Source organism: Secundilactobacillus malefermentans DSM 5705 = KCTC 3548 (assembly GCF_001436395.1).
Lineage (GTDB): Bacteria > Bacillota > Bacilli > Lactobacillales > Lactobacillaceae > Secundilactobacillus > Secundilactobacillus malefermentans.
Genome location: NZ_AZGJ01000020.1, coordinates 21,638 through 33,796 on the forward strand (window position 1 = coordinate 21,638; position 12,159 = coordinate 33,796).

Annotated in this window: 7 protein-coding genes; 5 read left to right on the forward strand and 2 right to left on the reverse strand. The window is 42.9% G+C overall.

Going from position 1 to position 12,159, the window contains the following annotated elements; translation table 11 throughout:
• The first annotated feature begins 108 nt into the window (after positions 1-108).
• The 3 genes from addB to FD44_RS05225 are packed head-to-tail and all read left to right on the forward strand — an operon-like array spanning position 109 to position 8,078.
• Positions 109-3,669 carry a helicase-exonuclease AddAB subunit AddB gene (addB, locus tag FD44_RS05215; RefSeq protein ID WP_010618977.1) on the forward strand — a complete coding sequence of 1,187 codons (3,561 nt, stop codon included), beginning with the start codon at positions 109-111 and terminating at the stop codon, positions 3,667-3,669.
• A gap of 4 nt (positions 3,670-3,673) precedes the next feature.
• Positions 3,674-7,432 (forward strand): helicase-exonuclease AddAB subunit AddA, encoded by a 3,759-nt coding sequence (gene addA, locus FD44_RS05220; protein ID WP_010618976.1) that lies wholly within the window; start codon positions 3,674-3,676, stop codon positions 7,430-7,432.
• 1 nt (position 7,433) lies between these two features.
• Positions 7,434-8,078 carry a uracil-DNA glycosylase family protein gene (locus FD44_RS05225; RefSeq protein ID WP_029327468.1) on the forward strand — a complete coding sequence of 215 codons (645 nt, stop codon included), beginning with the start codon at positions 7,434-7,436 and terminating at the stop codon, positions 8,076-8,078.
• A 43-nt stretch (positions 8,079-8,121) separates the two neighbouring features.
• On the opposite strand, the gene FD44_RS05230 is transcribed toward FD44_RS05225, so the two are convergent.
• The gene (locus FD44_RS05230; protein ID WP_010618974.1) at positions 8,122-8,646 is read right to left on the reverse strand and encodes a GNAT family N-acetyltransferase; all 525 of its coding nucleotides are present in this window, start codon (positions 8,644-8,646) and stop codon (positions 8,122-8,124) included.
• Positions 8,647-8,724: 78 nt separating this feature from the next.
• Between FD44_RS05230 and sfsA the strand changes: the two genes are divergently transcribed.
• Positions 8,725-9,441, forward strand: coding sequence for a DNA/RNA nuclease SfsA (gene sfsA, locus FD44_RS05235; RefSeq protein ID WP_029327467.1), 717 nt, complete (start codon positions 8,725-8,727; stop codon positions 9,439-9,441).
• A 40-nt stretch (positions 9,442-9,481) separates the two neighbouring features.
• On the opposite strand, the gene FD44_RS05240 is transcribed toward sfsA, so the two are convergent.
• Positions 9,482-10,645 (reverse strand): acetyl-CoA C-acetyltransferase, encoded by a 1,164-nt coding sequence (locus FD44_RS05240; protein WP_010618972.1) that lies wholly within the window; start codon positions 10,643-10,645, stop codon positions 9,482-9,484.
• A gap of 174 nt (positions 10,646-10,819) precedes the next feature.
• On the opposite strand from FD44_RS05240, the gene FD44_RS05245 reads away from it, so the two are divergent.
• The gene (locus tag FD44_RS05245) at positions 10,820-11,827 is read left to right on the forward strand and encodes a hypothetical protein (RefSeq protein WP_010618971.1); all 1,008 of its coding nucleotides are present in this window, start codon (positions 10,820-10,822) and stop codon (positions 11,825-11,827) included.
• Positions 11,828-12,159: the final 332 nt, after the last annotated feature.

Here is a 12,159-nt window from a genome sequence, read left to right on the forward strand (position 1 = left end):
TTTCGTAATTAGTAATAGAACATGTGTTCAAGTTTGCTAGTATTTACGTAAAAAAACCAGTACAATAATAAGAAGATTAAGTGCGCGATTGAAAGGGGAATAACGAAAATGACATTGCAACTCATAATTGGAAAAGCAAGCTGTGATCATCGTCAGGTTTTACTGAAAGATTTATACGAAACGTTGGAGAAACAGCCATCTGACCAATTTTATTACATCGTTCCTAACCATATCAAATTTGAATCTGAGGTAGCTACCTTGGAGAATTTGGCTCGCCAGACTGGTGCGGTGGATCAGTATGCGCAAAGTCAGGTCCAGGTTTTCTCGTTTCCCCGTTTAGCTTGGTATTTCATGAAAAATACGCCATACTACCAAATTCCTAGAATTTCTAGTGCTGGTTTAAACATGATTGTGTATCAATCAATCGTCGACCATGCGGATGACCTCGTTTTGTTCAAAGGCGAAGCAACGCGACCGGGATTTATTTCCAAATTAGCCAATCAACTTTCTGAATTGAAGATTGGCCGAGTCACCGATGAAGATTTACAACAAGTAGCTGGCCAGGTAACGGGTCAAAGTGCCGATTTAGATGCTAAACTGCATGACTTAACGATCGTTTATCAAGCTTTTGATGCCGCAATGCGGGACAAGTATATTGAAAATACGGATATTTTGAATGCGTTGGCCGATTTTTTAAAGTCGGCAGATTTGAGCCAGGCTCACTTTTACATTGATGGGTTTTCTCAATTTTCAGCGCAAGAGATTAAGTTGTTGCAACAAATGATGGGGTCTGCTGCGAGCCTTGAGGTGAGCTTAGTACTCGATCAGCCTGCCATTCGGGAAGATGGTCACGGTCAGGGACTCTTTTTTCAGTCCAAAAAGACGTACCATCAACTAGTCGGATTGGCGCGCGCTGAACAGGTGCAAGTCATGACGGATAAAGTTGCGAAAATTTCGCGGATTTGTCCCGACTTACAACAGGTCGAAAATTATTGGATAGCATCCTCTAATTCACAAAAAATCGCACCAGCAGTACCTTTTGAAAGTTCAAGCTCAATTGAGATTGTGCAGGCGAATAATCGTTATTCAGAAGTTGCCCAAATTGCTGCCGAAATTCGGCGGTTAGTGGCGACAAAAGGGTATCGATACAGTGATTTCTTGATTTTATCGAGAAAATTAGATCGATATCAGAACGTGCTGGCGCCTATTTTTAGTGCGCAAGAAATTCCCTATTTTAATGACAATCAACTGGCGATGACCAATCATCCATTTGTGGAGCTGATAACGGCCCTCTTTGAAGTGAACCGGCATTACTATCGATACAAGGATCTCATGCGCCTTTTGAAAACAGAATTACTTATTCCAAAGGACCAAGAAGACCACTTTATGCCGATTGATGAATTTCGGCGGTCATTAGCGCTAGCAGAAAACTGGGTATTAAAAACCGGATATGAAGGTCGACGCTGGCTACAGGAGGACGATTGGCAATATGCCAAGTTTGAACCTGGTGATGGCGGCGTTGAGACAACGAAAAATGAAGAAATTGCGACCCAAATTAATCAAATTCGGCGATTTGTGAAAGAAACTTTACCACCCTTTTTCAAGAAGATTAAGGCCGCCCAAACGGGTCAAGAAGCGGCAAAAATTTTGTATCAATTTTTAGAGGATACGGGAGTTGAAACCCAGCTAATTTCATGGCGGGATACATTTATTGATCAAGGCGACCTAGTTTCGGCAGACCAACCAGAGCAAACTTGGGATGCACTTTGCGATATGTTGGATGAATATGTCGAAATTCTGGGGGATCGTGAGTTTGATTTAGACGAATTTTTGGCGCTGTTACAAGCTGGTTTTGAGGGTGCGGCATTTGCGCAGATTCCATCGACGTTGGATCAAGTTATCCTATCTGAAAGTGGAATGGTGCAAATGAATAATCGGAAAGTGACCTTTATGATTGGGTCAACAGACGATGTGATGCCTGACACAACCGTTTCAAACCGCCTCCTATCTGATCAGGATCGAGAAAAGATGACCCTGCCGGACGATAAATATTTAAGCGACACAAATTCCACCTCATTAAAAAATGAACCATTTTTAAACTATTTGGCATTCAGTTCTGCTAGTGAACGGCTCGTTTTCACATACTCATTGAATGGGGATGAGGACGAAGCACGCCAAATGAGTCCCTATGTCAGCCGCATTGCGAAACACTTCAACATTTCGATACAGGATCATGCGGCGGTACCAGATCCCAAGCAGAATGAAATTTGGCACTATTTGGGGGCAAAACGGGCAACGCTACGACACTTAGTGCAAGTTAGTGATGCCAGTCGAACGCAAGAAGAACCGTTGGCGCCAGCTTGGCAATATGTCTATCAAACACTGACGAATGATGATCACTATCGGGACATGACGGCTCAGTTATTAGGGGGCATGACTTACCACAATGTGCCGAAGTCTTTGGCCCCAGACATTGTTTCCGCTCTATATGGGCAAACAATATTCACTTCTATTTCTAAATTAGAGGAATTTTACACAAACGAGTACGCTTATTTTCTTAAGTATGGTCTCAAGCTACAGGAACGATCAGTCTTTGAACTATCGCCTGCTAGCACGGGTGAATTTTTCCATGCGGCGATGGACTATCTCATTAAAATGGTTCGCAAGCAAAAGTTAGATTTGGCGGCGTTAGATTCTCAGCAGCTTAACGAAATGGTGGACGAAATTGTCGATCAAATTTTAAATGATCCTGAAAATCTGCAATTTGCCATTTTAAAAAGTTCAAACCGAATGAGCTACATTTCGAGTCAACTCGTCGAAACAATTAGGCGAATGGCGGCAACCCTGCATGAGCAAAGTAAACGAACGCCCATGCGTGCAACGCAAACAGAAGTGATGTTTGGCCGAATTGGTGCGGAACAAGGGATGAAATCACTCTCGTTTGAGCTACCAAATAACCGTAAAGTTGAGGTTCGGGGGAAAATTGACCGAATTGATCAAATGGCGATTGACGGAAAAAATTACGTTGGAATAGTGGACTATAAATCGAGTGATCACGATTTTAATTTGAGTGATGCCTACCAAGGCACAACCATGCAGATGATGACGTACCTGGATGCGGTCAAACGCAACCTCGATACAATTACCGGCGACAAAGATGCCCAGATTGCGGGGGCATTGTACCTTCATTTGAGTAATCCGAAGCTGGCCTTCAAGGAAATCCTCAAATTAGCGTCTGATGATGATTTTTTGGAAGCGTTACTCTCAAAAGAAAAGTACAAGGGAATTTTGGTGGACGATTCAGTGCTGATTGATAAGCTGGATTCAAAAATTGGCGTGGATGGTTACGGAAAATCCACAATTTACCCGTTTGGAAAGAAGAAAACCGATGGTGCGGCGATGGCAAATAGTCGCCTAATCCGCGTGAGCGATTTAACACTTTTACTTCGACATACTGAGAAACTGATTAAAAACGCCGCAACGCGTATTTTTGAGGGAGAAACCGACTTAAATCCGGCCAAATGGACGAATCAACGGACTGCGTTACAGTACTCCCCCTTCAAGTCAATTATGCAATTTGATCCATTATTAACGGAAAATAAGTATCATGAAATCACAAAAATGGCGGATGAGGACGTGTTAGCAGCGCTCAGAAAGGAGTCTGATTAAGCAGATGGCAGATATAAATTACACTAAAAGTCAGCAGCAAGTGATTGATACGCGAAAGACTAATTTGCTTGTATCGGCTTCCGCGGGCTCAGGAAAAACACGAGTCTTGGTCGATCGGGTGATCAAACGCGTGACGGAAGAAGGGGTTGGCATTGATCAGCTCTTAATTGTGACCTTCACGAAGGCCGCTGCCAAAGAGATGAAGGAGCGAATTCGAAAATCACTCGAAAAAGAAATTAATCATGCTGAAGGTGAAAAGCGCCAACGATTAATGACCCAATTAAGTTTATTGCCGGTCGCTAATATCAGTACGCTCGATGCTTTTTGTCAGCAATTAATTGAGCATTACTACTATATTATTAATTTAGATCCTGTTTTCAGGCTGTTGGCGGATAGAACTGAGGGCATTTTACTGCGGGACCAGGTTTGGCAAGATGTACGTGAAGACTTGTACGGTAATGACGAGGACGGATTATTCCGTCAACTGACCGTTAACTTTTCAAATGACAGAAATGATGATGGCCTCACCGAGTTAGTTAATAAGGTTTATTTTTACGCAAATTCGAAGCCGAATCCAACTGAGTGGTTAGCCCAGTTAGCGCAACCCTACGATATAGGTGGGTCATTAAACGATAGTGATATTTATCAAAAGAAGATCTTACCATTAGTGAGTGACCGCTTAACCGAAGCTATAAAAGGTTTTAAACATGTTATTGCACTTGGCATCGAAATGGCTTATCCAAAAATTGTTGAGCGTAGTCAGGCGGATATTGAACGACTTGAGTCAGTCAAAACGCAATTACCAATCTTAAAGTGGAATGAGTTAATAGAGACACTTTTTGTAGCAAGAAAAGCGGCACCACAAGTCTCAACAAAGGATGAAATGCATGATCAAAAGAAGGTCGTACAGGAGAGTTGGAAATCAACTTGGCAACCAATTGATGACTTAAAGGCGACCTACTTTGCCTTAAATGAAAGTCGAACGACCGAAGTGATGCAGCAAAGTCATCAAATTGTCTCGACGCTTGCCAAAACGGTACAAGCCTTTAGTGAGGCATACCAAACAGAGAAGCTACGGCAACACGTGTTTGATTTTAGTGACTTAGAGCATTTTGCATTGGAAATATTGCAGTCAGAAACTGATCAGGGACGGGCTGTTCGCGAGCAATTACGCAATCAATACACGGAAATCATGGTTGATGAATATCAGGATACGAATGAGCTGCAAGAATCAATTCTGCAGACGATTACGAAGCATGATCCTGGTAATTTATTCATGGTGGGCGATGTGAAGCAGTCGATTTACCGTTTCCGACTGGCAGATCCGAGCTTATTCCTCAACAAGTTTAAGCGGTTTAAGGAACATGATGAAGAAGGAACCAACATTGAACTTGCAGAAAACTTTCGCTCTGTCAAAAATGTCGATGACTTCACCAATCTCATTTTTACGCAGTTAATGGATCCGCAACTAGGAGAAATGACCTATACGGGGGCGTCAAAGCTCGTGTATGGTGCCACCTACTATCCGGCTGATTATCAACCAGGGACGGAGCTTTTAATTTACGAGAGCCAAAAGCAGGAAAAACATCAGGATGAGGAATCAACGGATGAAGAACCAGTTGATGACGCTTTTCAAATTGATGGCAAAGCGGAAGGCCAAATTACAATGGTGGGTCAACGAATTCAAGAGCTGATAGCAAATAAAACACCAATATTTGACCGAGAGACTGGTAAATTAAGACCTGTTGAGTATCGTGATATTGCGTTACTGACCCCAACGAAGGGGAACAATTTGGTCATTACTGAACTCTTTTCAAGATTGAATATTCCTGTGCTGGTTAATGATGCCCAAAATTACTTTAAGACGACTGAAGTTCAAATTATGATGGCGTTATTAAGTATTATCGATAATCCCTATCAGGACATTCCACTGGTAGCTATTTTACGGTCACCAATTGTTGGGTTGGATGAAAATCAGTTGGCTTATTTGCGCATTACCGATAAGACGGGGGACTACTTCCAAGCAGTTTTAAGATTTCATGATACGTACCAATCTGATAATTCGTACGGGGATGTTATTTATCCCAAAATTAAGCGTTTTTTGGAACAGTTACAGTTGTTTAAGAACGTTGCCAAGCAAAATCAACTGGTTACGCTCATTTGGCGAATTTACCAGGAAACGGGCTTCTTAGATTATGTTGCGGCGATGCCAGCGGGAAAACAGCGGCAGGCAAATCTGCATGCCTTATACGAACGGGCAGCCGTGTATGAACAAAGTAACTTTAAAGGCCTCTTTCAGTTTGTCCAGTTTATTCAGCGGATGCAAAATGAGGACGAAGACCTATCCGAGGCACCAACTCAGGTGAGTGACAACGTGGTTCGGGTGATGACCATTCATGGAAGCAAAGGACTCGAATTCCCGGTTGTCTTTTTGATGGACATGAGCCACAAGTTTAATATGCAGGATACGATGGGCGATGCCGTCCTGAATGATAAGCTCGGCATTGGCATCACCTACTTTGACGAAAAGCATCGGGCCAAGTTTGATAGTCTCCAAAAAATGGTGGCGAGTGATGCAACGCGCCAGGCCAGCTTGGCTGAAGAAATGCGAAAGCTATATGTTGCCCTAACGCGAGCAGAGCAGCAGCTTTTCATTGTGGGTGCGGTCGATGATCACGAAAAGACGATTACGTCTTGGGAAAATGCACAGCAAAGTAATCAGTTGGTGCTAGATATGAATCAACGACTAGCCGCCAAGAATAACTTAACGTGGATTGGCATGTGCCTGATTCGCCATCCTAAATTTGATCAGGCACTCCGAGTTGCCGAGGGAAACCCTTTATTTACAGACTTAAACGGGGATGAAACAAAATTTTCAATTCGATTCGTCACCCCAGCAGATCTTCAGCAAATCGGGTCAAAGACTGCTCCCTTAACTGGTGAGGAATGGTTAAAACAGCTAGAGTCACAATCTAAGGAAGCTGATTTAACAGATGTGAACGTGGATGAAATTGATCAAATTATGAATTTCAGCTATCCGGATCAAGTGGCCACCAGAACGACTGCTTATCAGTCAGTCTCAGAAGTTAAGCGCCTCTTTAATGATCCAGACTCAATGGAAATGGGACAATTCAGTAAAGATTGGGATAAAGCAGGTAGTGCTAACCGTTATGTTTCGAAAGAATTTGGACGACCGAAGTTTTTGCAAACGGAAAGAAAACCAGTTCCAACGGAAATTGGTACGGCAACCCACTTGCTGCTTCAAGAAATTGATTTGACCCAACCCATTACGTCCGCCCGCATTGCCGAATTAATTCAACAATTGGTTAGAGGTGGCGTTATTTCCGAATCTGTTGCTTCACAGATTAACCAACAGAGTATTCTTAACTTCTTTGAAAACAGTCAGCTAGGGAAGCTCCTTTTGGAAAATCCGGACGAAGTTAAGCGAGAACAGCCATTTTCACTCCTACTTTCAGCTAATAAGCTGTTTAATGAGATTGTGGATGGGGATGCTAAAGTGCTTATTCACGGGATTATGGATGGCTATGTGACACTGGATGATGAGGTAATCCTGTTTGACTACAAGACCGACTATGTATCGATGAAGGATCATGAGGCTAGTTTATTGAAGATTGAAGACCGATATCGTGGGCAAGTTAATTTGTACGGTGAGGCCCTTCGAGACATTTTGAGGCGCCCCGTTACGCACAAATATTTATACTTATTGTCGAGCGGTGATTTAGTTGAAATAAGGGATGACTAGCATGATGCAGCTTAGTGATTTAAATAGCCAGTACGATAAAATGCAGTTGATGTATGGGGATGAAAACTTTCACTCTGTGTATGGTGGTGGTGCTACGCAGCAGCCCAAAACAATGTTCGTTTTTATGAATCCAACTGGCAGAAATGTGTCAACGGCCTTGGATTGGCAAGGACGGCGGGCACCATGGATTGGAACAAAACCCATTTGGCGACTATTTCATGACCTCGATTTAGTGGACGATACCGTTTGGCACGAAATTGATAGCAAACGGGGGAAAGATTGGACTCCAGAATTTGCTGAAGAAGTCTATCAGGACGTGAGCAAGCACGATTACTTCTTAACTAATTTAGCAAAATGTACGTTTGCGGGAACGGCCCCAGTTTCTAATAAAATTTATCGTCAATATTTGGCCTATTTATTAAAGGAAATTGAGATAACGCAACCTAAGAAGATTGTTGCATTTGGTAATCAGGTGAGCTCAATTTTGCTGGGCCAAGCGCTCAGTGTTTCGACTACTAGACAAAAGAAGTTTGATTTATTGGTGGCGAATCACTACTATCCTGTATACCCAACCTATTATCCGGTTGGTAACGGAACCCGCAACTTAGGCAAAGCAGTTGAAGATCTCATGGAAATATTAAACTAAAAAAGGTCTAAATCAGATTTTCTGATTTAGACCTTTTTTGCTGTTAATTGATCAGGAGTTGGTAGGCGAATCGTTTGGGATCATCTTCCGCCATATACACGATTCCTCGTTTGGTAAAGCCGTTAGAAGTAATAACGTGTTGCATTCCCTTATTATCAGGGTGGGTATCGATCCGGACATCCGTATAACCCAAAACACCCGAAATCGTGATGAGACCACTAATCAGTTTTCCAGATAAATGTTGTCCACGAAAGTTGCCGGACAACGCAATTCGGTGGATTGCCGTATAGTTTGCCTCTGGCCCATTCGCCCACTGACCGTCCTCAATTTCCAAGTAGTGGGGATCAATTCCCTGATGAAGGGCAGCCGTTCCAGCAACTTCGCCATCAATAACGAGGACGTATGAAATGCCATTTTGAATATCAGTTTCCAAGTCGGCGGACAGCGGATAATTTCCCTGCCACTGATTAATTTTCTGTTCCTTTAGATATGCCTTTGCATCGGCAATAATTGCACTAATCTTTGGTAAATCAGCTTGTGTTGCTTGACGTAAGTAGGTTGCTGACATGATGGTCACTCCTGTTTTTGTAGAATTGTTTCTATAATAGGGTAAACTAGAGCTAAATACAATATGGGAGCGGTTGACATGAAATACGATAACTACCAAATCGGGACATTTGTTAAAAAAGATAATCGGTTTACGGCAACTTGCCGCCTAAATGATGAACTCATCAAGGTGCACATTAAGAACACGGGCCGAAATAAGGAACTTCTAATTAGTGGTGTTCAGATTTCCTTGGTCCATAGTGATGCGCCCAAACGTGTGACTCATTGGGACCTGGTGGCGGTGAATAAGCACGGACACTGGATTAATATTGATAGTCAAGCGCCTAATTTGGTAACTGCTGAGGGGGTTAATCTTTCTCTGATTCACTTGCCGGGCATTCAGCAGGTGGCGGATTTTCATCCTGAGGTAAAATATTTCGATTCCCGGATTGATTTCAAAGGTGAATCAGCCGATGGAAAGCCATTCTTTGTTGAGGTAAAGGGTGTTACTTTGGAAGGAAATGGCTTGGCTGCCTTCCCAGACGCGCCCACCACAAGAGCGGTCAAGCATGTTCATACGTTAATACATGCATTAACGGAAGGCTACGGGGCCTACCTCTGTCTCATTGTGCAAATGGATTACGTCTCCACTATGACGATTTATCGTGAGCGCGCGCCAAAATTATATGCAGCTATTCAGGATGCGATGAAGGCAGGCGTTCAGGTGGTCGCTTACCGTTGCCACGTGACGCCAGATGAAATAAAGGTTGAGGACCAGATTACATTTGATTTAACTCAAAAATTTACGGAAGAATAAAAAGATGAGTCGCGACTTAATCAGCCGTGACTCATCTTTTTTATCTAGAAATTGCCATCGCAATTCCCATTCCACCACCGATGCAAAGGGACGCAACACCGGTTTGCAAATTGTCATTGATTAGATTATGAATGAGCGTGGTTAAAATTCGGGCACCTGAATCGCCAAGCGGATGGCCAAGCGCAATGGCACCTCCGTTGACGTTCACTTTTGCGGCGTCCAATTTCAAATCACGAATGACGGCCGCACTCTGGGAGGCGAAGGCTTCGTTAATTTCCACACGATTAAAGTCCGCTACCGGATGATTCATTTTTTGGGCTAATTTCGTAATGGCGTAGTAGGGGGCATAACCCATAATGTCGGGGTTGATACCCACTTCTGCATAGCCCGTTATTTTGGCAAGGTAGGGGAGTCCTAATTCAGTGGCACGGGACTCCTTCATCAAAATGAGGGCACTCGCGCCATCATTTAACCCCGCCGCATTCCCAGCAGTGACGGTACCATTTTCCTTGAAGACGGGCTTTAAGTTAGCTAAAGCTTCCATTGAGGTGTTATCGCGGATGGCCTCATCGTCGTGTACGAAGGAATCACCCACTTTAACAGGGACAATTTCTGCTTTAAAGTTGCCGCTATCTCGAGCAGCCACCGCTTTTTGATGGGACTGAAGGGAGAAGGCATCCTGAGTTTCCCGCGAGACGTGGAATTGGTCTGCAACATTTTCAGCAGTGATTCCCATTGGCTTTTTAGAAAATGCATCTTCCAAACCATCATGTTCCGCACTATCATAGAAGGGAACTTGCCCAAACTTATGCCCAAATCGCACGTGCGGGGCGATGAATGGGGCGTTAGACATGCTTTCTGTACCGCCAACCAAGACGACGTCGGCATCACCCATCATAATGGCCGCCTGACCCAATCGCACAGCTTTTAGACCGGAACCACAGACCTGGTTGATGGTCATGGCGGTGCTGGTATCTGGAATATTAACAGCTCGTTCAATTTGACGGGCAACGTTTTGACCAGAACCGGCCTGCAACACGTTACCAAAAATAACTTGTTCAATTTGTGTTGGCGAAATAGCTGCGCGTTTGATGGCTTCATCTGCCACAACGCTACCAAGCTGGACGGCATTTAATCCAGAGAGAACACCTCCCAGCTTACCAATTGGTGTTCGGACGGCACTAAGAATTACGACTGACTCCATGAGTTGACCCCTCTCTACTTATTCAAGTGATAAGCATACAAAATCGTGGCAAAATTGTCTCTTATTGTGTCTCAATCTTTAGTGATTATTATAGAAATAAAACGTAATTTGAAAAAGAGACTGTTTTTTTCTATAATGGGGGCAGTACTTTCAAATCGGATTGGAGATTAATACATGAACCAGAAGGAAATCATCGATAAGTTTCAGAAGAGTAGCATGTATCAAAAACTTTCTGACAATCAGCAGAAATTTACTGAGAGAGTGCTAACTTCTTTCTTGGCTGCCAATGAGCATGCCCTATCGAAATGGACCCCTAACGATGTTACTGAAATTCTGACGGGTGAGTTCGCTACAAATCTAAATGAACCTCATAACTTTTACGTTGCTGTTACACCGATCCTAAGCAGTTTCTTCAAATTTGCGGAGACAGAATCTACTATTACTGATGGTAAGGCGTTCATCGAAGCGGCAAAAGGCGCTCGTGATGAAATGCTTAACCTTAGTTCAACTAATAGTAAGAAACCGGCAAAAACCAGCAAGAAGGCTGAAAAGCCGGATACGACTAAAGTAGTGGCGGAGGATATTGATGTCAATCCCGCCCAAGTTGGTGATGAAGTTGATAATTGGCTGGATGAGATACATAAAGTCCCAGTCGTCAGCAATTTAACGGCTGCCGATTTACATTACTTCGATGTCATTGTTGATTCAGTCTCTGAACTGATGATTCTGGGGATGAAGCGCGAACCTGATACCTGGGATACAGGGTTACTAGCTGAAGTTATGTTCAGACGTTTTGTTCCTATATTGGAAGAAGACGAAAAGACAAGTGCCCTTTTTGAAATAGTACCCTTTGGCCTTAGTGAGTTGATTAAGCATTTGGCCAGAACGAATGCTTTAACGAATGATCAAGAATTACTGGCATGGGTTAGAGAGCATCATGATGGATTAACGAGCCTTTACGATAAGAAGTTCGATAATTTCTATACGAATTTGACGCAAGCGATGAAACAGGCTGGCGTTGATACCACCAATCGTGACCAAGTTAATGCGTTCACGCAATATTATCTTTCTCAAAATGGTGAAGAAGGAAAACAACTTTACGCCGGAAAGACCAAAAAAAGTAAAGCAGGGCAGCAACTTGCCTTTAGAAAAAAAGGAAGACGGAAGAAGAAACGCCATTAAAATAGGGAGCGGCAAATTCGGACTGAATTTGCTGCTCTTTTTTTGCAGACGAAATAGTGCATATTTAAACTATAATTCGGAAATAGACGAACTTAACGGGATATTCATTTTATAAAGTTCGGATATGAAATTAATTTCAAAAAAAGCGTGAAACTACTTGACCAAGTTCTGATTTACTGGTAAATTATTAATTGTTGTCGCGAAGGAAAATGACAATTACCGGAAATGTTAAATGAATTTTTATTCAAGTTACTTGTTGACATGAATAAAAATAAGTGATATATTTAAGTAGTTGTCCTGAGGGACACGACGTAGACCTTTGAAAACTGAAC

Coding starts and splice junctions, on each gene's coding strand:
- addB (WP_010618977.1), top strand. CDS start 109: ATGACATTGCAACTCATAATTGGAAAAGCAAGCTGTGATCATCGTCAG.
- addA (WP_010618976.1), top strand. CDS start 3,674: ATGGCAGATATAAATTACACTAAAAGTCAGCAGCAAGTGATTGATACG.
- FD44_RS05225 (WP_029327468.1), top strand. CDS start 7,434: ATGATGCAGCTTAGTGATTTAAATAGCCAGTACGATAAAATGCAGTTG.
- FD44_RS05230 (WP_010618974.1), bottom strand. CDS start 8,646: ATGTCAGCAACCTACTTACGTCAAGCAACACAAGCTGATTTACCAAAG.
- sfsA (WP_029327467.1), top strand. CDS start 8,725: ATGAAATACGATAACTACCAAATCGGGACATTTGTTAAAAAAGATAAT.
- FD44_RS05240 (WP_010618972.1), bottom strand. CDS start 10,645: ATGGAGTCAGTCGTAATTCTTAGTGCCGTCCGAACACCAATTGGTAAG.
- FD44_RS05245 (WP_010618971.1), top strand. CDS start 10,820: ATGAACCAGAAGGAAATCATCGATAAGTTTCAGAAGAGTAGCATGTAT.